General features: G+C 33.5%; 26 protein-coding genes. 5 read left to right on the forward strand and 21 right to left on the reverse strand.

What is annotated here, in order from left to right; all coding sequences use genetic code 11:
• Positions 1-14: 14 nt before the first annotated feature.
• From fabF to pta, 13 genes are all read right to left on the reverse strand, one after another.
• The gene (gene fabF / locus ACYQ39_RS01760; protein WP_459840158.1) at positions 15-1,259 is read right to left on the reverse strand and encodes a beta-ketoacyl-ACP synthase II; all 1,245 of its coding nucleotides are present in this window, start codon (positions 1,257-1,259) and stop codon (positions 15-17) included.
• Positions 1,252-2,232, reverse strand: a complete 981-nt coding sequence (locus tag ACYQ39_RS01765) for an NAD(P)H-dependent flavin oxidoreductase (RefSeq protein ID WP_459840159.1) — start codon at positions 2,230-2,232, stop codon at positions 1,252-1,254. Before ACYQ39_RS01765 ends, fabF begins: the two co-directional genes overlap by 8 nt.
• 144 nt (positions 2,233-2,376) lie before the next feature.
• The gene (locus ACYQ39_RS01770; protein ID WP_459840160.1) at positions 2,377-2,604 is read right to left on the reverse strand and encodes an acyl carrier protein; all 228 of its coding nucleotides are present in this window, start codon (positions 2,602-2,604) and stop codon (positions 2,377-2,379) included.
• 88 nt (positions 2,605-2,692) lie between these two features.
• Positions 2,693-3,442 carry a 3-oxoacyl-[acyl-carrier-protein] reductase gene (gene fabG, locus ACYQ39_RS01775; RefSeq protein WP_459840161.1) on the reverse strand — a complete coding sequence of 250 codons (750 nt, stop codon included), beginning with the start codon at positions 3,440-3,442 and terminating at the stop codon, positions 2,693-2,695.
• Between the two features lie 21 nt (positions 3,443-3,463).
• Complete coding sequence (gene fabD, locus ACYQ39_RS01780) at positions 3,464-4,393, reverse strand: ACP S-malonyltransferase (protein WP_459840162.1); 930 nt, start codon at positions 4,391-4,393, stop codon at positions 3,464-3,466.
• Positions 4,394-4,404: 11 nt separating this feature from the next.
• Positions 4,405-5,349: an enoyl-[acyl-carrier-protein] reductase FabK gene (gene fabK / locus ACYQ39_RS01785; protein ID WP_459840163.1), complete on the reverse strand. Its 945-nt coding sequence runs from the start codon at positions 5,347-5,349 to the stop codon at positions 4,405-4,407.
• A 13-nt stretch (positions 5,350-5,362) separates the two neighbouring features.
• Positions 5,363-6,358 carry a beta-ketoacyl-ACP synthase III gene (locus ACYQ39_RS01790; RefSeq protein ID WP_459841615.1) on the reverse strand — a complete coding sequence of 332 codons (996 nt, stop codon included), beginning with the start codon at positions 6,356-6,358 and terminating at the stop codon, positions 5,363-5,365.
• A gap of 1 nt (position 6,359) precedes the next feature.
• Positions 6,360-7,361, reverse strand: coding sequence for a phosphate acyltransferase PlsX (gene plsX, locus ACYQ39_RS01795; RefSeq protein WP_459840164.1), 1,002 nt, complete (start codon positions 7,359-7,361; stop codon positions 6,360-6,362).
• 2 nt (positions 7,362-7,363) lie between these two features.
• Positions 7,364-7,945 carry a transcription factor FapR gene (gene fapR, locus ACYQ39_RS01800; RefSeq protein WP_459840165.1) on the reverse strand — a complete coding sequence of 194 codons (582 nt, stop codon included), beginning with the start codon at positions 7,943-7,945 and terminating at the stop codon, positions 7,364-7,366.
• A gap of 248 nt (positions 7,946-8,193) precedes the next feature.
• Positions 8,194-8,361 (reverse strand): 50S ribosomal protein L32, encoded by a 168-nt coding sequence (gene rpmF / locus ACYQ39_RS01805; RefSeq protein WP_459840166.1) that lies wholly within the window; start codon positions 8,359-8,361, stop codon positions 8,194-8,196.
• A 55-nt stretch (positions 8,362-8,416) separates the two neighbouring features.
• Complete coding sequence (locus ACYQ39_RS01810) at positions 8,417-8,887, reverse strand: YceD family protein (RefSeq protein ID WP_459840167.1); 471 nt, start codon at positions 8,885-8,887, stop codon at positions 8,417-8,419.
• A gap of 130 nt (positions 8,888-9,017) precedes the next feature.
• Entirely contained in the window at positions 9,018-10,205 is a 1,188-nt protein-coding gene (locus tag ACYQ39_RS01815; RefSeq protein WP_459840168.1) for an acetate/propionate family kinase, read from the reverse strand.
• Positions 10,206-10,556: 351 nt separating this feature from the next.
• Positions 10,557-11,561 carry a phosphate acetyltransferase gene (pta, locus tag ACYQ39_RS01820; RefSeq protein WP_459840169.1) on the reverse strand — a complete coding sequence of 335 codons (1,005 nt, stop codon included), beginning with the start codon at positions 11,559-11,561 and terminating at the stop codon, positions 10,557-10,559.
• 483 nt (positions 11,562-12,044) lie between these two features.
• Here pta and ACYQ39_RS01825 point away from each other — a divergent pair, with 483 nt between their 5' ends.
• Positions 12,045-13,328 carry a nucleotidyltransferase gene (locus ACYQ39_RS01825; protein ID WP_459840170.1) on the forward strand — a complete coding sequence of 428 codons (1,284 nt, stop codon included), beginning with the start codon at positions 12,045-12,047 and terminating at the stop codon, positions 13,326-13,328.
• On the opposite strand, the gene ACYQ39_RS01830 is transcribed toward ACYQ39_RS01825, so the two are convergent.
• Both ACYQ39_RS01830 and ACYQ39_RS01835 read right to left on the reverse strand, forming a co-directional pair.
• Positions 13,312-14,322: a YlbL family protein gene (locus tag ACYQ39_RS01830; RefSeq protein WP_459840172.1), complete on the reverse strand. Its 1,011-nt coding sequence runs from the start codon at positions 14,320-14,322 to the stop codon at positions 13,312-13,314. The genes ACYQ39_RS01825 and ACYQ39_RS01830 overlap by 17 nt on opposite strands.
• 28 nt (positions 14,323-14,350) lie before the next feature.
• Positions 14,351-15,124, reverse strand: coding sequence for a patatin-like phospholipase family protein (locus tag ACYQ39_RS01835; protein ID WP_459840173.1), 774 nt, complete (start codon positions 15,122-15,124; stop codon positions 14,351-14,353).
• Between the two features lie 229 nt (positions 15,125-15,353).
• Here ACYQ39_RS01835 and ACYQ39_RS01840 point away from each other — a divergent pair, with 229 nt between their 5' ends.
• A complete protein-coding gene (locus ACYQ39_RS01840; RefSeq protein WP_459840174.1) occupies positions 15,354-16,253 on the forward strand; it encodes an SDR family oxidoreductase in 900 nt (299 codons plus the stop codon).
• Positions 16,254-16,360: 107 nt separating this feature from the next.
• Here the strand turns inward: ACYQ39_RS01840 and ACYQ39_RS01845 are convergent, their stop codons facing one another.
• From ACYQ39_RS01845 to ACYQ39_RS01870, 6 genes are all read right to left on the reverse strand, one after another.
• Positions 16,361-16,528 carry a DUF362 domain-containing protein gene (locus tag ACYQ39_RS01845; RefSeq protein WP_459840175.1) on the reverse strand — a complete coding sequence of 56 codons (168 nt, stop codon included), beginning with the start codon at positions 16,526-16,528 and terminating at the stop codon, positions 16,361-16,363.
• Between the two features lie 79 nt (positions 16,529-16,607).
• On the reverse strand, positions 16,608-16,979 hold the full coding sequence (mgsA, locus tag ACYQ39_RS01850; RefSeq protein ID WP_459840176.1) for a methylglyoxal synthase: 372 nt from the start codon (positions 16,977-16,979) through the stop codon (positions 16,608-16,610).
• 138 nt (positions 16,980-17,117) lie between these two features.
• Complete coding sequence (locus ACYQ39_RS01855) at positions 17,118-19,514, reverse strand: glycoside hydrolase family 31 protein (RefSeq protein WP_459840177.1); 2,397 nt, start codon at positions 19,512-19,514, stop codon at positions 17,118-17,120.
• A gap of 196 nt (positions 19,515-19,710) precedes the next feature.
• On the reverse strand, positions 19,711-19,974 hold the full coding sequence (locus tag ACYQ39_RS01860) for a putative Se/S carrier protein (RefSeq protein ID WP_459840178.1): 264 nt from the start codon (positions 19,972-19,974) through the stop codon (positions 19,711-19,713).
• Entirely contained in the window at positions 19,974-21,026 is a 1,053-nt protein-coding gene (gene selD / locus ACYQ39_RS01865; protein ID WP_459840179.1) for a selenide, water dikinase SelD, read from the reverse strand. Before selD ends, ACYQ39_RS01860 begins: the two co-directional genes overlap by 1 nt.
• Before the next feature lie 405 nt (positions 21,027-21,431).
• The gene (locus ACYQ39_RS01870) at positions 21,432-21,770 is read right to left on the reverse strand and encodes a hypothetical protein (RefSeq protein WP_459840180.1); all 339 of its coding nucleotides are present in this window, start codon (positions 21,768-21,770) and stop codon (positions 21,432-21,434) included.
• 137 nt (positions 21,771-21,907) lie between these two features.
• Between ACYQ39_RS01870 and ACYQ39_RS01875 the strand changes: the two genes are divergently transcribed.
• From ACYQ39_RS01875 to ACYQ39_RS01885, 3 genes are all read left to right on the forward strand, one after another.
• Positions 21,908-23,023 carry an NAD(P)/FAD-dependent oxidoreductase gene (locus tag ACYQ39_RS01875; protein WP_459840181.1) on the forward strand — a complete coding sequence of 372 codons (1,116 nt, stop codon included), beginning with the start codon at positions 21,908-21,910 and terminating at the stop codon, positions 23,021-23,023.
• Between the two features lie 122 nt (positions 23,024-23,145).
• The gene (gene mnmH / locus ACYQ39_RS01880) at positions 23,146-24,201 is read left to right on the forward strand and encodes a tRNA 2-selenouridine(34) synthase MnmH (protein ID WP_459840182.1); all 1,056 of its coding nucleotides are present in this window, start codon (positions 23,146-23,148) and stop codon (positions 24,199-24,201) included.
• 104 nt (positions 24,202-24,305) lie between these two features.
• Positions 24,306-24,527, forward strand: a complete 222-nt coding sequence (locus ACYQ39_RS01885) for an asparagine synthase (RefSeq protein ID WP_459841617.1) — start codon at positions 24,306-24,308, stop codon at positions 24,525-24,527.
• Positions 24,528-24,581: the final 54 nt, after the last annotated feature.

Consider the following 24,581-nt stretch of genomic DNA (forward strand, 5'->3'; position numbering starts at 1 on the left):
AATTCACATCCTAATTAAGCAGTATAGTCTTTAAATAAGACACATGCATTATGTCCACCAAAACCTAAAGAATTAGATAAAACAACATCAGTTTTACTCTCTTTAGCTTTATTTGGTACATAGTCTAAATCGCATTCTGGATCTTCATTCTCATAATTGATTGTTGGTGGTAATATATTATCTTCTATAGCTAAAATAGAAGCAATAGCTTCAATTCCACCAGCACCACCAAGTAAGTGACCAGTCATTGATTTAGTAGAACTAACTGCTAATTCATAGGCATGGTCACCGAAGATACTCCTAATTGCTTGTGATTCTAATTTATCATTAGCTGGAGTTGAAGTACCATGGGCATTAATATAATCTACTTCTTCAGGTGCAATATCTGATTTATCAATAGCCATCTGCATTGCTCGAGCAGCCCCTTCTCCTTCTGGAGCTGGAGCAGTAATATGATGTGCATCAGCAGATAATCCATAACCAACTAATTCGGCATAAATATTAGCACCTCTAGCCTGAGCACTCTCTAAAGTTTCAAGAACTAATATACCTGCTCCTTCTCCCATTACAAATCCATCACGTTGGTCATCAAATGGTCGACTAGCTCCTTTTGGATTATCATTATTAGTACTCATTGCTTTTAAAGAACAAAATCCAGCATAAGATACAGGAGTAATTGCAGCTTCAGTACCTCCAGCAACCATTATATCAGCATCACCACGTTGAATCATTTCCCAAGCTTCTCCTAAAGCATGAGTTCCTGATGCGCAAGCTGTTACTACAGAAGTATTAGGTCCCTTTGCACCTATTTCAATAGCAACTTGACCAGCAGCCATATTAGCAATCATCATTGGAATTAAAAAAGGGCTAGTTCTATTTGGCCCGCGATCAAGTAATCTCTTATGTTGCTCTTCAAGAGTCTCTATTCCTCCAATACCAGAACCTACTAAAGCCCCTACTCGTTCTGCATTATTCTCATTAATTTCTAAATTAGCATCTTCAACTGCCATATTTGCTGCTGCTGCTGCAAATTGAGTATAACGATCCATTCTCCTAGCAGATTTACGACCAATACCAAAATCCTGTGGCTTAAAGTCTTTTACTTCTCCACCAATTTTAGTCTTATACTCACTAGCATCAAAATGAGTAACTTCACCAACACCTGATTCTCCATTTTTTAAAGCCGTCCAATAATCATCTAATTTATTTCCTACTGGCGATATAACTCCCATTCCAGTTACTACAATGCGTTTACTCATCTTCTTTCTTCCCTCCCAAATGATCTGTAGCTTCTGCAACTAAATCATTCATTATCTTTTCAACAGATAATATGTTATTAATTTGATGTGCTTTCTCACCTGCAAAAACTAAACCTTCTTCCATATTACCAGCTTGAGCTTTTAATAAAGATTCCATAATACAAAATCTTCGTGAACATTTTTTCAAACATAAATAGTCACAACTCTCTCCAGTTGTAACTTCATCATCATCTAATCTTTCAATAAACTCATTATTCAAAGCCCTACCTGGTAATCCAACAGGACTATCAATTAAAACCCCTTCTTCTGGATCAGCATTTATATATAATTCTTTAAATTCATCATCAACTTCACATTCTTCACTTGCTACAAATCTAGATCCCATCTGTACTCCGTCAGCACCTAATTCTAAAACTTCAGCAATATCTTGACCATCAATAACTCCTCCAGCACCGATAACTGGAATATCAACGGCTGCTACTACCTTTTCTAATAGCGGTCTCATTGGCTTATTTGTACCTAAATGACCTCCAGCTTCTTTTCCTTCTACAACTATTGCTGAAGCTCCAAGTCTTTGTGAAATTTTAGCTAGTTTCACTGAAGATACAATCGGAACAATCTCTACATCATTCTCCTTACCTAAAGAAAATAAGTCACGAGAGAATCCAGCTCCTGCTACAATCACATCAATACCTTCTGCTATTGAAGCTTTAACTAATTCTTTAAATTCACGAATTGCAACCATAATATTAACTCCAATAATTCCAGAAGACATTTCTCTAGCTCGTCTAATTTCAGCACGTAACTCTTCTGGTTCTAATCCAGAACCAGCTATCAATCCAATACCACCTTGATTTGCTACTGCTGCAGCTAAAGGAGCAGTAGAGACTTTAACAGCCATCCCCCCTTGTACAATAGGGACATCAGCAACTAACTTGCCTATCTTCAACTTAGGTAATTGTGTTAATTTCAAAATTATTCCTCCATTAATTAATTATTAATTTTCAATAACAATAATATATATATTAGTACATTAATTTATTTTAAAACAAAACCTTTATAGTGGATAAAAGTCCCGTTTATATAACATAAACGGGACTTAGATTAATTAACTAGATTATAATAGCTCTTCAATGTAATCTACAGCATCCTGAACAGTGTTAATTTCTTCTGCATCTTCATCAGGAATTTCAATATCAAACTCATCTTCAAAGGCCATTACAATCTCTACAATATCTAGAGAATCAGCTCCTAGATCATCAAAAGTAGCCTCAGCAGTAACTTCATCTTCATCTAACATTAACTCTTCTACAATAATCTCCTTTACTGTTTCAAATACATCCATTATTGTCACCTCCTATATAAGATAATCTACAATCTATAACTTATAATATATATTAACAGACTAAATTAAGTTGATAATTATCAACTTATTACATTGCCATTCCGCCATCAACTCTAATAACCTCGCCAGTAATATACCTTGCTTCTTCACTAGCTAAGAATGTAACAGTATTAGCTACATCTTCAGGTTGACCAAAGAACTGCATTGGAATCTCATCTGTCATTTTTTCTACTACTTTATCAGATAATTCATCAGTCATAGCAGTCTCAATAAATCCAGGAGCAACAGCATTAACAGTAACTCCTCGTTTAGCTAGTTCTCTGGCAGTTGACTTAGTTAATCCAATTAAACCTGCTTTAGAAGCAGAATAATTGGCTTGACCAGCATTACCTCTTAATCCAACTACAGAAGAGATATTAATAATTCTACCACTTCTTTGTTTCATCATTAGTCTACTTACCGCCTTAGTAGCATTAAAAGCTCCTTTTAAGTTAACATCTAAGACATCATCCCAATCCTCTTCTTTCATTCTCATTAATAATGTATCACGAGTAATACCAGCATTGTTAACTAAAATATCTAAATTTCCACACTCTTTTTTTACTTTTTTGACCATTTTCTTTACTTCTTTCATATCTGTTACATCAGCTTTCATTGTTACTGCCTCAGCACCTAATTCTTCAACTTCAGATGCTACTTCTTTGGCATTTACTGCTTCAGATTCTATAGGATAATTAATTACTATTTTAGCTCCTTTTTTTGCTAACTTTAGTGCTATCTCTCTTCCAATACCACGAGAGCTACCTGTGATTAAAGCAACTTTATCTTTAACTTCCATTATACCCCTCCATTAACTAGTTTATAACTTTTTCAATGTCTTCTTTAATGATCTAATACTTCCTACATTTAAAGCAGTTACACTTCGGTCAATCCGACGCATAAACCCTTTTAATACTCTACCTGGGCCAACTTCAATAAATGTGTCTACATCATCACCAATCATCTCTCTGATTGATTCTTCCCAACGCACTGAACCACTAATTTGATTAACCAATGCTTCTTTGATTTGAGCTGGTTCAGTTGTAAATTGGGCATTAACATTAGTTACTAATGGTTTCTCTGCTTTTTTAAAATCAACTTGCCCTAAGTACTTAGCCAACTGTCGTCCAGCAGATTCCATTAAACTAGAATGGAAAGGACCACTAACATTTAAAGTAATAGCCTTCTTGGCACCAGACTCTTTAGCCAGTTCTGCAGTCTTATTAACTGCTTTTTCTTCTCCAGAAATAACTACTTGCCCTGAACAATTATAGTTAGCAACTTCTACTATACCATATTGACTTCCAGTTTGGCAAATATTTTCTACTTCTTCAGAAGATAAACCAATAATTGCTGCCATAGTTCCTTCACCAGATGGATCTGCTTGACTCATTAGTTGTCCACGCTTTCTAACCAACTTGACACCATCAGCAAAATCAATTACTCCAGCAGCAACTAAAGCTGCATACTCTCCTAAACTATGACCTGCCACTACTTCAGGCTCAATACCTTTCTCTAATAATAATCTATAAACAGCAATACTAGCTGTTAAAATAGCTGGTTGAGTATTGGCTGTTTTCTTTAATTCTTCTTCTGGTCCTTCAAAACAAAGTTTACTAATATCTATATCTAAAGCCTTATCAGCCTCTGCAAAAGTCTCTTTAACTACTGGGAATTCTTCAGCCAAACCTTGGCCCATCCCAACTTGTTGAGAGCCTTGACCAGGAAAAATAAAAGCTACTTTACTCATGATTATCCTCCTTACTTAACAAATTGACAAGATTTTTCTAAAACTTTTTCAGCCTGAGCCATAATTTCTTCTATTATTTCAGCAGCTGGTTGAATTTCAGAAATCATTCCTGACACCTGTCCAGCCATAACTGTACCTTCTTTAGTATCACCATCAATAACTGCTCTTTTTAATCTACCAACACCTAATTTTTCTATCTCTTCTTTAGGTGCTCCTTCTTCTTCTAATTTTTTAATCTTACGAGTTAATTTGTTCTTGATATTTCGAACAGGATGTCCAGTAGAACGTGCTGTCACAATTGCATCTCTATCTCGAGCCTTAACAATAGTTTTCTTATAATTATCGTGAGCAATACATTCTTCAGCACAAACAAAACGTGTTCCAATCTGAACTCCTTGAGCTCCTAGAGATAAAACTGATGCTAAACCTCTACCATCTGCAACTCCTCCAGCAGCAATCAAAGGAATATCAATAGCATCAGCAACCTGAGGAATTAAAGGCATAGTAGACAATTGACCAATATGCCCTCCTGCTTCATTACCTTCTGCAATTACAGCATCAACGCCATAGCGTTCCATTCTTTTAGCCAAAGCAACTGAAGGAACAACTGGAATCACCTTAGCTCCCATATTCTGTAGATCATCTAAATATTTAGCTGGATTTCCAGCCCCAGTAGTAACAACTGGTACTTCTTCCTTAAGAACAACTTCCATTACCTCATCAACATGAGGAGACAATAACATAACATTAACTCCAAAAGGTTTATCAGTCTGTTCTTTAATCTTCTTAATCTCTTCTTCAACAATATCTGCTGGAGCATTTCCAGCACCAATAACTCCTAAACCACCAGCTTCAGAAACTGCAGCAGCCAATTCACCAGTAGCAACCCAAGCCATACCCCCTTGAATAATAGGGTGCTTAATTCCTAATAAATCACATATTTCAGTCTTAAACATTTTTGCCCCTCCTTTAAGTCCATTCTAAAACTGTAGCTCCCCAAGTCAAACCTGCTCCGAAACCAACTAAAACTACAGTATCACCTGAATCAATTTTATCTTCCTTTACTGCTTCATCCAAGGCAAGTGGAATAGAAGCAGCAGAGGTATTACCGTATTTATCTAAATTAACATAGATCTGCTCTCTATCTAGCTTTAATCGTTTAGCAGCAGAATCTATGATTCTAATGTTAGCCTGATGGGGAACTAAATAATCTATATCTTCTTTATCTAAATCAACTTGTTGTAAAGCTTTTTTAGCTGCTTTACCCAGAATTCTAACAGCAAACTTAAATACAGCATTACCTTCCATCTCTAAATAATGATCACCTTTATCAAGTAACTGTTGGGATAAAGGATTACAAGAGCCACCACCAGGTATCTTTAGCACATCACTTCTTGAACCATCAGCACCTAAATGATTGGCCAAAATCCCTCCTGAATCTGTAGGAGTCAAAACTGCAGCACCTGCTCCATCACCAAATAAGACACAAGTCCCTCTATCTTCCCAGTCAACAACTTTAGATAAAGTCTCAGAACCAATAACTAAAATATTATCATAAGCTCCAGTTTCAATGTGCTGAGCTGCTATTGATAAACCATAAACAAAGCCTGTACAAGCAGCTGCTACATCAAAAGCTGGAATTTTATTAATACCTAAATTATCCTGTATTAAACAAGCCGTAGAAGGAAATCCTACATAGTCAGGAGTTGAAGTAGCTACTAAGATTAAATCTAATTCTTCTGCTTCTAGTTCAGCATCAACAAGTGCTCTTTTAGCTGCCTCATAACCAAGTTCAGAAGTAGTTACTTTTTCTGCAACAACTCTACGTTCTTTAATACCTGTCCTTTTAGTAATCCATTCATCACTAGTATCAACTATTTCTTCTAAATCTCCATTGGTTAATACCTGATTAGGAACATAAGAACCTAACCCTTCAATTTTGGCCCTTCTTGCAGCTTGTGCCATATCAACTATCAGTCCCTTCATTGATATTCTGCTTAATTAAATCAATCAATTCCACTTCTATTGACTCTTCAGCTGTTTTAATAGCATTTACAATTGCTTTTGCATTAGAGCTACCATGTCCAATAATTGTAATACCATCCACTCCTAATAAACGAGCCCCGCCATACTCAGTAGGGTCCATCTTCTTCTTGATACGATTAAGAGCAGGTTCTAGTAAGAAACCACCTATTTTACTGCGCAAATCTGATTCAATCTCCTCTTTTATACTCTTAAGAATAACAGAGGATAATCCTTCAGCCGTCTTTAACACTACATTACCAACAAAACCATCAGTAACAATAATATCATATTCTCCAGTAAAGATATCTCTACCTTCTACATTGCCAATAAAATTTATATTATCTATATCTTCTAATTCTGGATATACAGCTTTAGTCAGCTGATTACCTTTTTTCTTCTCTTCTCCAATACTTAATAATCCTAATTTAGGATTAGATTTATGTAATACTTCAGTAGCATATATATGCCCCATCTGAGCTTGTTGAACTAAATGCTCTGGTTTACTATCAGCATTAGCTCCCACATCTAAAACTAATGTTTCTCCTCTAAAACCAGGAAATACAGTAGCAATTGCTGGTCTTTTAACACCTTCAATTCGACCTATTTTGAGAGTACTTGCTGTCATAACAGCCCCAGTGTTACCTGCAGATACAAAGGCATCTACCTTATCTTGCTCTACTAATTGAGCACCAACTACCACTGATGAATCCTTCTTTCTTCGTAAAGCCCGGGAAGGAGAATCATCCATATTAATAACTTGGCTAGTATGATATATTTCTAATTTATCTGATTGATGATTATATTTATTTAATTCTTCTTTTATTACTTCTTGATCTCCTAATAAAATAATTTTACCCTTGATATCTGAACTTGCTTGTACAGCTCCTTTGACTATCTCAAAAGGAGCATCATCTCCCCCCATAGCATCAACAGCTATCTTCAAACTTAATCATCCTCCTTACCACTAACTTCATCCTCTACAGCAAAAATAACAAACTCACCGTCAAAAATCTTTTCTTCTTTAACTCTAGTTTCCACTTCAACACGGAATTTATTCTCTTTTTTAGTTACCACTTTTGCTTTCGCTATCAATCGTTCTCCAATAGATACAGGTCTATTATATCGTACTTTAGAAGCCCCTGTTAAAGCAATATCAGTATCAATAATTGCCACTGCTAGTGAGTTAGCTTGGGCAAAAATATGATGTCCTCGAACTATTTTAGTCTCTTCTAAAGCCATTTCTTCTACTGTCTCTAAAATAGAAATACCTCTAATATTTAAGTCGATATCTACTAATTCACCAATTATTTCGCCGCTTTTTACTGATTTAACCTTAGAATAAGCATTCTGAGCTACTGACTTAATTCTTTTTCTTACTTCTGGAATTCCTAATTCCTTTCTGTCTAAACGAATTGTCTGAATACTTACCCCAAATAGTTGAGCTAATTCTTTATCTATTAAAAAAGGATCTTCAGTTAATTTTTCTTTTAACTTTTTTTGGCGTTCACCTTTATTAAGGTTCTCCATTTGATATTACCACCTATTAATAACTCATATTAATACCAGCTACTAAACCAATTCCATTTGATATTATATATAATTTATCACTTAATTGCAAGTTAAAAATTATCTTTAAATCGTTTATTTATTATCCAATTCTTTATTAGAATTAACAAATAGATATAAATTTATCAAAAACTATAATCTTTTTTAACTACCTACTACCCAAAATAAAAAAAGCAAGATAGGTTTTACCTACCTTGCCCTTTATAAGATTACTTAACTTTTCTACCTTTATAATATCCACATTCAGGACATACCCGATGTGATAATTTTGGCTCATGACAATGTGAGCACTCTACTAAGTTTGGTGCATCTAACTTTTTATGAGTTCTTCTCTTTCTTTTTCTCGTTTTTGAAGTTTTCTGCTTTGGTACTGCCATTATTAACACCTCCTTTGATTAATATCTAACTATCATGTATTATTTTATTTATTACTTAATCATCTAATAACTTGCCTAATTTAGCTAAACGTGGATCTACTTCATGCATATAACAATCGCAATCATCTTCATTTAAGTCAGTACCACAATTTGGACATAATCCTTGGCAATCTTCATCACAAAGTGATTGCATTGGTAAAGACAAACGAATGTACTCTCCTAAAGTATCAGTTAAATCTATTTCATCATGTTCTATCTCTTCTTTGGGGATTTCTTCAGTTACTTGAAACTCTAAAGTTTCTATAACTTCTTCTAGACAGCGACTACAAGGAAGTTGAGTAACCACCTTCCCAGGTCCACTAATTACATATTTATCATCTGAATTAATAACCATCAAATCTAACTCACAGGGTTCAGTAAAGATCACTTCTCGCCCTTGGATCTTTCTAGACTCTAGTTCAATAGAACGTTCAACATCCATCGTGGCCCCTAAAGTATCCTTGATGCTACTAATATCAATTTTCATTTAATCACCTCAAAAAATATCATAATAGGGGATAACTAGACATTCTTTTATCATCTTCCCTAAAACAACATCCCTTATTATAATATATAATTTACTACTTTGTCAAGAAACGGGCCAACTAAATTGGCTATTATACTAATTCTTTTGTATCTCTGGCAATAACTAACTCTTCATTCGTTGGTAATACATAAACTTTAACTTTAGAATCATCAGCACTGATTTCAGCTACTTCTCCTCTAACATTATTCTTAGCTGGATCAATTTTGATACCTAAATAGTCTAAATCTTTACATGCCTCTTCTCTAACTTCAATACCATTCTCACCAATTCCAGCTGTAAATACTATAGCATCTACACCATTCATTTCAGCTGTATAAGCACCAATATACTTCTTCACTCGTTGAGTAAACATATCTAATGATAACTGAGCTCTATCATTTCCATTTTCAGCTGCTTCTTCAATATCTCTCATATCACTACTAACTCCAGAAACTCCTAATAACCCACTATCATTATTCATTAAATCATCCATTTCTTGTGGAGATAAATCTTCTTTATCCATTACAAAAGGCACTGCTGCTGGATCAATATCTCCACAGCGAGTTCCCATAACCAATCCTTCTAATGGCGTAAGACCCATACTTGTATCATAAGATTTACCATTCTTAACTGCTGTTACACTAGCTCCATTACCTAGATGGCAAGTAATAATATTTAAATCCTCAATATCCTGTCCAATTTCTTCAGCCACACGATTAGCTACAAACTTATGAGAAGTACCATGGGCTCCATAACGTCTAATATCATGCTTTTCATAAAGCTCATAAGGTAGAGCATACATATAAACTTCTTCTGGCATTGTCTGATGGAAAGCAGAATCAAAAGTAGCTACCTGGGTAGCATGTGGCATTAACTCTTCGCAGACTTCAATACCCATTAAGTTAGCAGGATTGTGTAAAGGAGCTAAAGTAGCGCACTCTTCAATCTTCTCTTTTACATCTTCATCCACAACAACTGATTTATCAAAATACTTACCTCCTTGTACTACTCTATGACCAACAGCATTAATCTCATCTACACTAGAGATAACACCATTATCTTCGTCAGTCAAAATATCAATTACTAACTCCATACCTACAGCATGATCAGCAATCTCTTGTTCTACCTCAATTTCTTCTCCATCAACTTCCTGTTCTAAACGAGAACCTTCAATTCCAATCCGTTCTACTAATCCCTTAGCTAACACTGATTCATCTTCCATATTAAATAATTGATACTTAATTGAAGAGCTTCCGCTATTAATTACTAGAATATCCATTTTCTATTCCTCCTATTGTTAATTTATATTTAGACCAGTTTAATTTACATTATAAAAATAAAACTTAATTGATATAGTGCGTCACTTCCAGTAACACAGCTATCAGCTGTCTGCTATGTGTTATCAGCTAATTCAAAATCTTTAAATTCAAAAAATAACCCCTTACAATCTTCACACTCTAAGGATTTGAGATATTTCTATGATTTTGAATTTGACTTGGCTGACGACAAATCATACAGGTTTAAAAATCAGATCTTTCATAATAAAAACTATTTACAGATAATTGATAGCCGTAAAACAGAGTGCCACTTTATATCACTAATATGTACTCTATCTTCAAGAATATTTATCCTAACAATTCTGAGCTTGTACAGCAGTAATAGAGGTTACATTAACGATATCTTGAACACTACAACCACGAGATAAGTCATTGACTGGCTTAGCTACACCCTGTAAGATTGGCCCTATTGCTTCAGCACCTGCTAAACGTTGAACTAACTTATAACCAATATTTCCTGCCTCTAAATCAGGAAAGACTAATACATTTGCTTCACCTGCTAAATCACTTTCAGGATACTTTTTCTGAGCTACTTTTGGTACTATAGCAGCATCAGATTGCATCTCACCATCAATCTTTAAATTAGGATTCAATTCTCTTGCCTTAGCAGTAGCCTTCTGTACTTTAGTAACTAATTCATGTTGAGCACTACCATTAGTAGAGAAAGATAACATAGCTACTTTAGGGTCAACACCAGCTAAGCTCTCTGCAGTTTTAGCAGAAGACACAGCAATTTCAGCCAACTGATCTGGATCTGGATCTGGATTTACAGCACAGTCAGCAAAAACTAACAAACCATCCTCTCCAAAGTCTTTATCTTGAACAATCATAACAAAAGCACCTGAAATAACAGAGATATCTTCTTTAGTTCCAATAATTTTAATAGCTGCTCTTAATACATTTCCTGTTTGATTTTCAGCACCTGCTACTTTTCCATCAGCATCTCCTTTTTTAACCATCATACTACCAAAATATAGAGGCTGCTTAACTTGCTCTTTTGCTTCTTCCTCTGTAATTCCTTTATGCTTTCTTAACTGATAATAAGTATGTCCATAGTCATCTAATTTATCTGATTTAGCTGGATTAATAATTTCTACTCCTTCTAAATCCAAATTAACTCCATGTTCTAAAGCAACATCTTTAATTTCATTCTTATCTCCAAGTAATACAACATCAGCAAGTTCCTTTTCTATAATTAGAGGAACTGCCTTTACCATACGTGGTTCAGTACCTTCTGGCAAAACAATCTTTTTCCTATCTGTACGAGCTTTTTCATAAATCTGACGAATAAGACTCATATTTTTGCCTCCTCATATTCATTTCTACATATTTAATTACTAGATAACTCATTTAATCTCCTTGTTAAATATATTAATTCTAATATTAATAATTATCTGACAGATTCAAATCCTAATCTTGTCTGCCTTATAATTAGTTTTATCCATTTATAACTAAGTTAATTCTTAACTATAAATGTTAAATTATTTTAATTACAAAAGTAACATTTAATTGATATTAAGTGGCACCTTGTGCTAAGGTTATCAGCTATCTGTCGTGAGCCAGTTCAAAATCAAAACCACAAAACAACTCACACCTATTAAAATAACAATTTTTATAGGTTTTGAATTGGCTGATAGCACACAGCAGATAGCTGACAGCTGTGTCACCTATGGTGACACATTATATCAATAATACTCTACCAATAAAAAACATTTAGTAATTAATAATAGTTGATATTTATAACCAATCAAGCTATAATAACTCCCAAAGGAGGTATAGAAATGAATGTTTTAGGGATTATTACTGAGTATAACCCTTTTCATCTAGGACACCAGATTCATCTGCAAAAATCACTAGATAAAAGCAATGCTGATGCTACTATCTGTATTATGAGTGGTTGCTTTTTACAACGAGGTAGACCTGCTATTATAGACCAATGGGCTAGGGCCAACATGGCTATCCAATCAGGAGTTGATTTAATCTTGCAACTTCCTGTAGCTTACTCTACTCGAAGTGCCGAATATTTTGCTTTAGGAGCTGTCCAATCTTTAGTAGCAACTAACATTGTAGATTCTATCTGCTTTGGTAGTGAAGAAGGTGATATCAAACTACTTAAAAAACTTGGACAAATTTTAGCTAATGAACCAACTAAGTTAAGTAAATTGATCCAACAAAAAGTAAAAGAAGGCCTGTCTTATCCTCAAGCAAGAGCCAAAGCACTAAATAAATACTTAGAATCGACTAAAACTAATATACCAGCAGCTAAAGCTCATAAAGTATTAACTAACCCTAATAATATCTTAGGTTTAGAATATATTAAAGCTTTGACTAATTTAAATAGCTCCATTACTCCTTTAACTATCCAGCGCCAAGGAAGTGGTTATCATTCCAAAGAATTAAATAAAATTGCTAGTGCTTCTGCAATTAGAGAAGATATTAAAACTAATCTAAAAGATAATAAAGAATTGATTACTGAAGAAGTAGCCTCAAGTTTACCAGAAGTAACAGTCAAAATTCTTAAAGATAGATTTTCTACTAGATTAGGGCCAACTTTCCCCTATCACTTTAGCCAACAGATTCTAACTTTACTACGTAGAATCAATAAAACTGAGCTAAAGAAGTATGAAGGGGTAACTGGTGGTCTAGAGAATAGAATAAAAGAAGCAGCTCAAAAAGCTATTTCTTTATCGGAATTAATATCTTTAATTAAAACTAAACGCTTTACTCAGACTCGAATCCAGAGAATTATGGTTCATCTATTACTGGGATTAACTGAAGATAATTTAACTACATTTGATAAAGAAGATGGGCCTCAATACTTACGTGTCTTAGGTTTCAATAATCAAGGTCGAAGACTACTTAAACTGATTAAAGAAAAGGGGACTCTCCCTTTAATCACTAAAGTAGCTAACTACTTTAAGACTAAACAGACACCACGAGATTTACTACAAGAAATGTTACAGTATGACCTATTAGCCAATGACCTTTATAACCTTACCTATAATAATCAACAAGCCCATCAAGGAGGCATTGACTATAGACAGCAGCCTATTTTAGATCTTTAAGATAATTAATAATATCAGCAAACTTCTTGACTGGTACAATCTTAATTCCTTGACCTGACATTTTCTTAGCCTCTTTAGCATTTGCCTGTGGAGTAAAGAAGATCTTTGCCCCTTCTTCTTTAGCTGCTGCTATCTTCTGCTTGACTCCATCAATTCTTCCTACTTTTCCATCTAAACTGATTGTTCCAGTCCCAGCAATCTCTAAGCCATGGGTTAGATCCTCTTTAGTCAGTTGATTAAAGATCTGTAAACTAAACATACTTCCAGCAGATGGTCCTCCAATTTTACCAGCATCAATATCTATTTGCATTGGAAAATCATACTTACGATTGTGTGAAGTAATCAACACGCCAATAGATGGCTTATCTGAATTCTCTTTTAAACTCTTAGTCTTAATTGTATAAGTTTCTTTTTTCTTATCTCGCCTAACTGTTATTTTAACTGAATCACCAATTTCTCTATTCTGAATCTGATTTACTACTTCTGTTAATAACCCTACTTTTTGACCATCAACAGCTACTATTATATCACCTTTCTTTAATTTACCTCTAGCATTTCCTTTCTTTAATATATTAGTCACCTTGGCTCCTTGTCCTGTAACTCTAGTCTTATATCCAACTTCTTTTAAAGCAACTGCTTTAGCCTTCATTTGACTTTCTTTCATTACTTCCTGCATAAATTTAAAGTATTCTTCCATATCCATATCAGGAGGTAATAGGTTTTTAGACTGTAATTTAACTAATTCAGGATCAAATAATTTAACATAAATATACTCTAATAAACTAGCATTCTTCATTGAAACAGCAGTCAACATAACCATACCTGCTTGTTGATAAGTATCTGCCTTAATATTAATCATTGGCTCTATAGATTTAGCTATTCCAGGAGAAAGCAAATAATAATTACTGGGATAAATAGCTAAAATACCTACCACTACTAAAACAATTAAAACTTTAATTAAAAAACTTCTCTTTTTAAATAAACTTATCTCCACTTCTATCCCCCCTGTCTTACTTATTCTATTAAAACTGATTAATCATCTCTCTAAGCTGCGGTATCTTTTCTTTAGCTACTTGATAACCTAACTCAATACACTCTTTAGCTTGACTCAAATCAGTAGATGGAATATGACCTACTTCAGGAATCAATAAAAGATCAGCTTCTAATCTTTTATGTTGCGCCAACTCATGTTGCATAATATCAATAGAACTCATAATCACATCAAAAATATTACTAACATTATAGTTTTGATCTACAATATAACTAACTTCAACTCCAATAGCAATATCAGCTCCCATTTCTCTTAAGGCGCTAATAGGAACTCTATTCAATAAAGCTCCATCAACTAACTTTCTACCTTTTAATTCATAAGGGATGTAAATACCTGGGATTGACATACTTGCCCTTAAAGCATCTGCTACTAACCCTTCATCTAAAACAACTTCCTCTCCTCTTTCTATATCTGCTGCTACTGCTACAAAAGGTAGATTAAGATCACTGAAAGCCTTATTATGAGTTAGCAATTGAAAAAACTCTTTAACTTTATTTCCTGCTACTAACCCTTGTTTTGACACTGTAACATCTGTAAAATGATCCCATTCTAAATGAATTGCTAACCGTTCTAGCATATGTAAATCCAATCCTGCAGCATAAAATCCACCAATTATACTACCAATACTTGTTCCAGCTAAATAATCTATTTCTATCCCTTCTTCTTTAAATGCTTTTAAAACACCTAAGTGAGCTACCCCTCTTGCTGAGCCTGCCCCTAAGGCCAATCCAATAGTAGGCTTCATATATTATCACCTCAGAAAAATAACTTAGCTAGAAATGTAGAAGTTCTTAAAAATAATTTATGTTACTAAACTTTATAATAGAAGACTATTAAACTTTAAATCCGTCTACTTAAGTAGTATGCACTAAAATGTTGATTTATATAAATATCTTTTAGATAAAAACAACTTGGGAACATGTTACTTCCTAAAAGAATATAATAATGTAACAGTTAACGAAAGGTGGGCTATTATGTACCCTAACTATCCCTACTTAGGCTTTGAAACCAAATGTAAAAACATCCCAATCACCTTTCCTCCACAACATCAAGAGCAGATGCCAGGAATTGAAGCAAAAATGACTCCTAAACCTATCTTTAATAATCCTAACTATCAAGGAAATGATAAATTACTAGATAAAGTAGCTATTATTACTGGTGGAGATAGTGGTATTGGACGCGCAGTAGCTGTTACCTTTGCTAAAGAAGGTGCTGATATAGCCATTGTTTATCTCAATGAAGATATCGACGCTACAAAAACAAAAGAAATAGTTGAAGATATAGGTCGTAGTTGCATAACAATTAAAGGAGATCTTAAACATTCTAGTTTTTCTCACAAAGTTGTCAAAAAAACAATAAATCACTTTGACAGACTTGATACTTTAGTAAATAATGCAGCAACTCAATTTCCTGAAGAAAGTATATTAGATATTACAAATAAACAGTTAGAAGATACTTTTCGTACCAATATTTTTTCTTTCTTCTATCTAACTAAAGCTGCTCTTCCTTATTTAGAAAGTGGAAGTACAATTATTAATACTACTTCTGTTACAGCATATGAAGGACATAAGAATTTAATTGACTACTCTGCAACTAAAGGAGCAATAGTAACTTTCACTCGTTCCTTATCACAATCCTTAATTGATAGAGGAATTAGAGTTAATGCTGTAGCACCAGGGCCAATCTGGACTCCACTAATCCCAGCTAGTTTCCCAGCAGAAAAAGTAGAACACTTTGGTATAAATACTCCTATGCAACGAGCAGGTCAACCCTTTGAAGTAGCTCCTGCCTATGTCTATCTAGCTTCAAATGATTCTAAATATGTTACAGGACAAGTGATTCATGTCGATGGTGGAGTGATAAGCAGTTCTTAACTACTAAATTAGCTTATTAAAAAACTTTATTATCTAATTTTAATTATTCAGCAAAATAATAAATAAAAAGATCTCAGGAGTTTTCCTGAGATCTTTGTTAGTAACTATTAAGCTTCAATTGTTTCTACAGGACAAGCGCCAGCACAAGCACCACAATCAATACAAGCATCAGCATCAATTTCGTATTTGCCATCTCCTTCAGAAATAGCATCTACTGGACAAGTAGGTTCACAAGCTCCACAAGAAATACAACCATCAGTAATTGTATGAGCCATTATTAGCACCTCCAGATTTATTTATGTAATTATCATTCTTCCAATATAATAACATAACTAATATCATTTATCAATAATCTTAACCAGATAAATTATCTAATAAAATCATATTTGCTGTCCCTAAGTTAGTAGCTAAGGGAATATTATGCACATCACAAACACGTAATAAAGCACTAACATCAGGCTCATGTGGTTGAGCAGTTAACGGATCACGTAAAAATACGATTGCCGCTACATTATCACTAGCTACTTCAGCACCAATCTGTTGATCACCACCTAAAGGACCAGAAGCCATTCTTGTAACATCTAAATTAGTGTTCTCATTCAGTCTCTGACCAGTTGTCCCAGTAGCAATTAGATCAAATTGAGCCAAAACTTCTTCATTTTCTTGAGCAAATTTGACTAAGTCATCTTTCTTCTCATCATGAGCAATCAGAGCTACTTTCTTCATTTTTCCACCCCTTTTGATCAATTTAAATAAATCTAATATATATCTATATTTCTAGATTATTATTATTCTACCTGCTTATTAAATAAAAATAAAGGTTGAAGATAAGAAAAACTCTTATCTTCAACCTTTAATTAATCTCTATAACTCAATTGTTACTTTATCAGCCTCTATAGATACGATAACCTTTAACTGGCTACCATCATAACTCCACTCTTCAACTTTTTTACCATCTATTGTAACCTTCGCTGGTTTAGAATCTAAGTTATTAAAAGATAGTCGATATTCTTTATATTCTTGATAGTCAGCATGCTTATCATTAACTGTAAATTCTATGCTATTGTCTTGATACTGATAAGAAAACTCAGTTAAACTATACTCTCCTTCTTGATAAGCAAAACTTAATCCATCATCATTATACAGCTCATAACTCTCTTCTGTAACTTCCTTATCTAAATAAATATTTACATCTAATTCCTCTATCTCTTCTTCTCCTACATAATTCATCACTGGAGCAAGTGGCAGAATACTACCTGCTTTAACATACAGCGGTAATGTATCTAATGGAGCATCAACTATTAAATGCTGACCACCTTCATACTCTTCTCCAGTCCAGAAGTCATACCAAGTACCTGCTGGTAGATAAATCATTCTTTTATCACGATCAGGTTCATGAACAGGAGCAGCCATAATACTATCTCCTACCATAAACTGATCAGATAGATTATATGTTTCTTCATCAGTTGGATACTCTAGAACTAATGGACGCATAACTGGTAGACCATTCTGACTAGCTTTGTAGAATAGATTATAAATATGAGTTAAGAACTTATAACGAAGTTCAATATATTTTGTAATAATCTCTTCATGCTCTTCATCAAAGGCCCATGGTTCCTGATCAATAGCTCTAATTTCACAATGGTTTCTAAAGAAAGGCATAAAAGTACCTAATTGAGTCCACCGAGCTAATAGATCTCCATTACTATCGCCAGTAAAACCACCTACATCTGTACCAGAGAAAGGAACTCCTGATAATCCTAAATTCATTAACATTGGCATAGCTAACTTAAGATGTTCCCAGAAACTACGATTATCTCCAGTCCAAACAGCAGAATAACGCTGAATTCCAGCAAAACCTGCTCTCGTCAATACAAAAGGTCGCTCATCTGGTAAATGTTTTTTTAGCCCTTCATAAACACCTTGATCTTCCAAGAAACCATATAAATTATGAAATTCTGCATGAGTACCTAAATCACCATCATTCTGATGTACTACATCTACATCCATAGTATCAGTCTTATTGAAGACAGCAGGTTCATTCATATCATTCCAGATACCTTTAACTCCCTGATCAACTAATTTCTGATGCAAATCCCCCCACCAGTCTCTAACTTCTTGTTGCGTAAAATCAGGGAAGACACATTCACCTGGCCAAACTTCACCAGTATAGTATTCACCATTAAGATACTTACAGAAATAATCATTTTCAATTCCTTCTTGATATAAATCATAATTAGGATCTGTCTTAACTCCAGGATCAATAATAGTAATTGGTTTAAAGCCATCTTCACCTAAGTCACCTAACATCTGTTCAGGGTTAGGGAATCTATCTCGATCCCAAGTAAAGATCTTATAATCATCCATATAATGAATATCAAAATGGATTGCATCACATGGAATCTCTTTTTCACGAAAAGTTTCAGCCAAATCTCTAACCTTTGTTTCTGGATAATAACTATAACGAGACTGATGATATCCTAAAGCCCATTTAGGAGGTAATGGCATTTTACCAGTTAATTCTGTATAATCAGAAATAACTGCTTTTAATTCGGGACCATTGATAAAGTAATAATCCATCTTACCTCCTTCGGCCCAGAAAGAATAGTAATCTTTACCTGTTGTTCCTAAATCAAAATGACTTTTATAAGTATTATCAAAATAGATTCCATAGCTTGTATCTTCTTTAAAACCAATTAAGAAAGGAATCGATTGATATAAAGGATCAGTATCTTCAACATGAGGATCGAAAGTATCATGATTCCACATAGTATACTCTCCACCTTGCTTATCGAGCCAACCTGTCTTTTCTCCTAAACCATAAAATCTTTCTTTTGGTTTTAGCTCTTTCCAAGCTCTAACCTCATCTCCACTCCAACCTAAGGCCTTCTCATTATAATCTTGGTGGATTAAATTATCATCTAAGTCATAAAAACTGATACCAAAGTTTTCAGTATCTATCTTCAACTTTAAAGTATCTGTCTTGACTTCTAATAATCCTTCTTTCTCCTCTACTGTAAAATCATTATAAACTAAGTTATGTTCTACTAAAGCAGAAGTAGTACTTAAGTCAACTTTATCTTCCTGACTAGTAACTACTCTTACTATATTCGAAGTAATAAATTCTAACGTTATAGCTCCTTCTGTTAAGTTTAGATGTAAGTAATTATTATCTTGTTTGAAATTACAAACTTTACTAAATATAAAATACCTTTTCTTATCCTTATTTTCTCCTCTATCTATTATTTCTTCACTGTTCATCTCTATCACCCCTTATAGTGGAATCGTTTGCACAATAAATTACTAAATAAAAGATAATTTATCTTCTATTTAAAACTAATTACTTAATTTTTTAATTTTATTTACCAATATTATATAATCTTTCAAACTAACTGTCAAGTGTTTTAACTTTAATTAATATAATTAAAACCAGCCTTTTTAAAAAGACTGGTTTTTTCTAACTCAATTTCTTGATCTGTTTCTCTTTTTTTTCTTCTATTACCTGATATAAGCCTGCAAACTTAATTCCTGACTCTCCTAATAACTCTAATAACCGATTAGAATCTACTTTTTCTTTCAACTTGACAGCTATTCCACAATCAGCAGTAATCTCAGGTAATACTGGTATCATAAATATTTTATATCCAGTGTCTTTAAGTAATTCTTCTGCTGCTAGTGAATGATGTGTCGAATGAAATACTAATAGTTTATAATTTTTCATTATATCAACTCATTCTTAACCTTTATTTTAGGCTCTGACCCTGTAACTTCACCAATTACAGTAGCACCATCTACTCCAACCTGATAAAGATCAATTAATAAATCAGCTACTTTCTCTTGAGAAACTGAAATTAATAACCCACCTGAAGTCTGTGGATCAAATAGCAGATCTTTTACTACTTCATTAACTTTCGATATAAAACTAACTTCTTCTGTTAAATATTCTTGATTTCTATAAGCTCCTTCAGGTACTAAACCCATAGCAGCATATTCTTTAGCTTTAGCAAAGAAGGGGATTTCATTGGCCTCAATAGTTATCTCTACACCACTACCTTCAGCTAACTCCCAAATATGACCTAATAAGCCAAAACCAGTTATATCAGTACAAGCATTTACTTCGTACTGATGCATTAAATCAACTGGTTTATCATTTAAAGTAGTCATAGCCTTAATTGCTGGTTGATTACTATTCTCTTCAATCAATCCTCCTTTAAGAGCGCTAGTCACTACCCCCATACCTATAGGTTTAGTTAAAATTAATTTATCTCCAAGTTGAGCATTAGAATTAGTAATTAACTTATCAGGTTCTACTACTCCTGTGGCAGCTAATCCATACTTTGGCTCTTCATCCTCAATAGTATGACCACCTGCTACTATAGCATCCGCTATAGCTATCTGGTCTGCGCCACCTTGTAAAATCTGTTGTAATATCTCCTGATCTAAGCACGAGGGAAAACCTACTATATTCATTGCTAATAAAGGCTTGGCTCCCATAGCATAAATATCACTTAAAGCATTAGTAGCTGCAATCTGTCCAAAGAGATATGGATCATCAACTACTGGCGTAAAAAAGTCTACTGACTGAATTAAAACTTGATTATTCTTCAATTTATAGGCTACTGCATCATCAGCTTTATCAAAACCTACTAATAAATCTTCATTTACTCCTGGAAATTCCACATGTCGCAAAACTTGCGACAAGGCCTCTGGCCCTATTTTAGCTGCTCAACCACCAGATGTGCTATACTGAGTTAATCTAATTTCTTTAGACATTATTCAACCCTCCTTGTACAATATATATTATTGAATAATTTTACTGTTAAATATTTTTATTCCTACTCCACAAGCTCAAATATCAACTTCTGCCTCTCCTAACTTTCTTACTTAAATACTCTTTAGTTTAATGTCGAAACCTTAGTTTCTACTTCTGTAGTCTTTTGATTTTAATTACAGGTGTAGAACAGTCTAATCCTTTAGCATCCATCTTCTCCATATATGTTACCTCTTTTATTTATTTTCTATTTTTTTATTGGTTGTCCTTTTTATTTTTTTATTTATAGTCATAAATGACTAATGCAAAACTGTATCTAAATATAGCATGTCCCAAAAATAAATTCATCATTATATTCCTACCCTCTATTTTCTAAATTTAAATAATGAAGGAAATCTATCTAATACCTAATTATTATACTGTTTATCATTATCTTGATCATTTCCTGAATCATAATCAGAAAAAGCACTAATAACTAACAACAAGATTAAAAACCAGACAAGCAAATTTTGATTCTTAGTTGTATCATCTCCACCTGACTCTTCTTCTTGTATACTAGGTGGCAGCGGTGGGTCTTCTCCCTCATCTGGATCTTTAAGTTCTTGAAAAGCTAATATATCTGCTATAAAACCTAAACCTGTAGAAAATAGCCCTAATCTATCTGCTAATGTTATATCTTCTTGTAATAGCTTATTCTTTGCTAATAAATGTTGTAAATCTTCATTTTGTAATAACCTAAATAACATTAATCTCCCTCCCTTTTTTTATTATATTATTAAGTCATTTGGACCTCTGTTACTTAATTTTAAAAATATTCTCAATAAGTAAATAACATTTAGAATAAGATGTTAATAACAACTTACTTTTTTAGGGGGGGACTAAATTGGATTTTGAAATAATCATTGTTGGAGGTGGACCAGCTGGAGCTTATGCTGCTTATCAGTTGGCCCAAGCTGGAAGAGAAGTCTTATTAATTGAAAAGGAAAAGTTACCTCGGTATAAAGCATGTGGTGGTGCTATTTCTCTTAAAGTAAAAGACTTCTTAACAATAGAAGAATTAAAACCAGTTATAGAGGATAAAATTAGTCAGATTAGATTTAATTATCAAGAACAACCACCAATTTCAATCGATTTTCAACAGCCTTTTGTCTACTTAGTTATGAGAGATAAATTGGACTATCTGCTTATTGATAAAGCCAAAAAAGCAGGAGCCAAAGTAATTGATAACTGCTCAGTTGTAGATATAAAAGATATAGAAAATAAAATTAAAGTTTTAACTGAAAATCAAGAGTTTAATACTCAATTCATTATTGGAGCGGATGGTGCAGATAGCTTAGTAGCCAGAAAATTAGCTTTGCATTCTGAGTTAAAATATGCTGTAGGCTGGGAAAAAGAGATAAAAGTTACTCCTAAGAAATTAAAAGAACAAACAGGAAAAATCTATCTAGATTATGGTGCCATTACTAAAGGATATAGTTGGATCTTCCCTAAAAAAGATCACCTATCTGTAGGAATAGCAACCTATAAACAGGGATTAAATTTAAAACAGAAACTTACAGACTATTTAATAAAAGAAGATATTACTGCTGATACTTTACAGGCTAAAGGACACTTACTACCTGTTTGGCAGAAGAAAAGAAAATTAAATACTACAAATGGTTTATTAATAGGTGATGCCGCAGGATTAATAGACCCGCTCTCAGGCGAAGGGATATTCTATGCTTTATATAGTGCACAATTAGCTAGTCAATCAATTCTATCTACTTTAGCTAAAAAAGAGTCTTTAGATCAATATACTAAATTAATCAACCAACAGATAACTCCTGAATTTGAAAAAGCAAAACTATTAAGCTATTGTTTCTTTTGGGCACCTAAGCAGATTCATAAATCTTTAGTTAAGAAAGAATCACTTCTAAAGAATTTTTTACAGGTTATCTATGGTAATAAAAGTTATAGTGACTTATATAAGCTTTTTATATCTGAAATACCTTTCTTATGATTGATTATTAAAACTATAAACTAAAATTAGATTAAATTTGACAATATATTATTTTTCAACTATTCTTAATCTACAACTGAATCAATAATATAATAAAATTTAAAGAATAGGAGAATCAACCTATGGAACTAATTAATTATCCCCATACTCTAGATTTAGAGTCTATAGCTTATGTTGATGTTAGGTCTCCAAAAGAATTTAAAGAAGCTACTATTCCAGGTGCTATTAATATTCCTATCTTCAATAATGAAGAACGGGCCAAAATAGGAACTGTCTACACGCAAGAATCACCTGCTAAAGCTCGTATGTTAGGAGTAGAAATAGTCTCTCCTAAGTTACCTAGTATAGTTAGAAAAATAAAGAATATATCAGAAAACTATAAGCACTTAGTACTCTTTTGTTCTCGTGGTGGAATGAGAAGTGAAAGTATAGCTTTAGTAGCTGATATGGCAGGTATTGATCTTTATAAACTAGATGGTGGTTATAAAACTTACCGTCATTTTATCATGGAACGACTAAAAAACTATCAGCTACAAAGCAGATTGCTGGTAATACATGGTAATACTGGAGTAGGTAAAACAGAATTACTATATAAACTAAAAGAAGCTGGAGTACCAATCATTGATCTAGAAGGATTAGCTAATCACCGTGGATCAGCTTTTGGAAGTATTGGTCTAGGAGAACCTACAAATCAAAAGTATTTTGATTCTTTATTATGGGAGAAGTTAGAAAAAATTAATGGCCTACCAATTATAGCTGTAGAAGCAGAAAGTAAACGAATTGGTAGCTCAGTTATGCCAGACTTCTTTAGAGAAACTATGGAAGAAGGAATTCATATTCTAACCAAAAGTTCTATTGACCAAAGAGTAACACGTATTATGGGTGAATACTCAGAAACATACAAAAAAGATAAAGAAGGGTTTATTGACCGAGCTTTAGAATCAATTACTTCTATCAAGAAACATATTATCAAAAAAGCAGGCAAGAAAGGCTATCAAGAATTAGTAAACAACTGCCAAGCTGGACAATTTAATAAAGTAATTAAGACTTTACTAACTGAGTACTATGATCCACTTTATAACCATTCTCAACAAAAATATCAAGATAAATTCCGTCTAGAAATTGAAACAGATGACTTAAATCAGATGTGTCATCAGATAGTTAATTTTATTAATTAATAAAATTAAACTTGAAAAACATAATTTAACTGGATAATTAACCTTACCACTACTTATACTAATTATGAACTCTAATTGAGGAGGGATTTATTATTCGAAATAAAATTCGAGAAGGTTTTATTCCTACTGTTCTAGGTACTATTGTTACTACCCTAGGTATTACCCTTCGTTCTAGAGATCCCATCTTAGGTTGGGGAGTAGCTGGATTTGGCTTAGCTCATATAGTATTAGGAGCTATTGACTTATTTCAACATCGCTCTTTAGAAAATAGATTGACTAGAATGGCTGAACAGAGAAAACAACAACAGCAACCCCAACGACAATAAAATTGGAGTTCATTCTGACAGGAATCCAGAGTCTGGATTCCTGTTTAATTAATT

Source organism: Halanaerocella petrolearia, assembly GCF_054657875.1.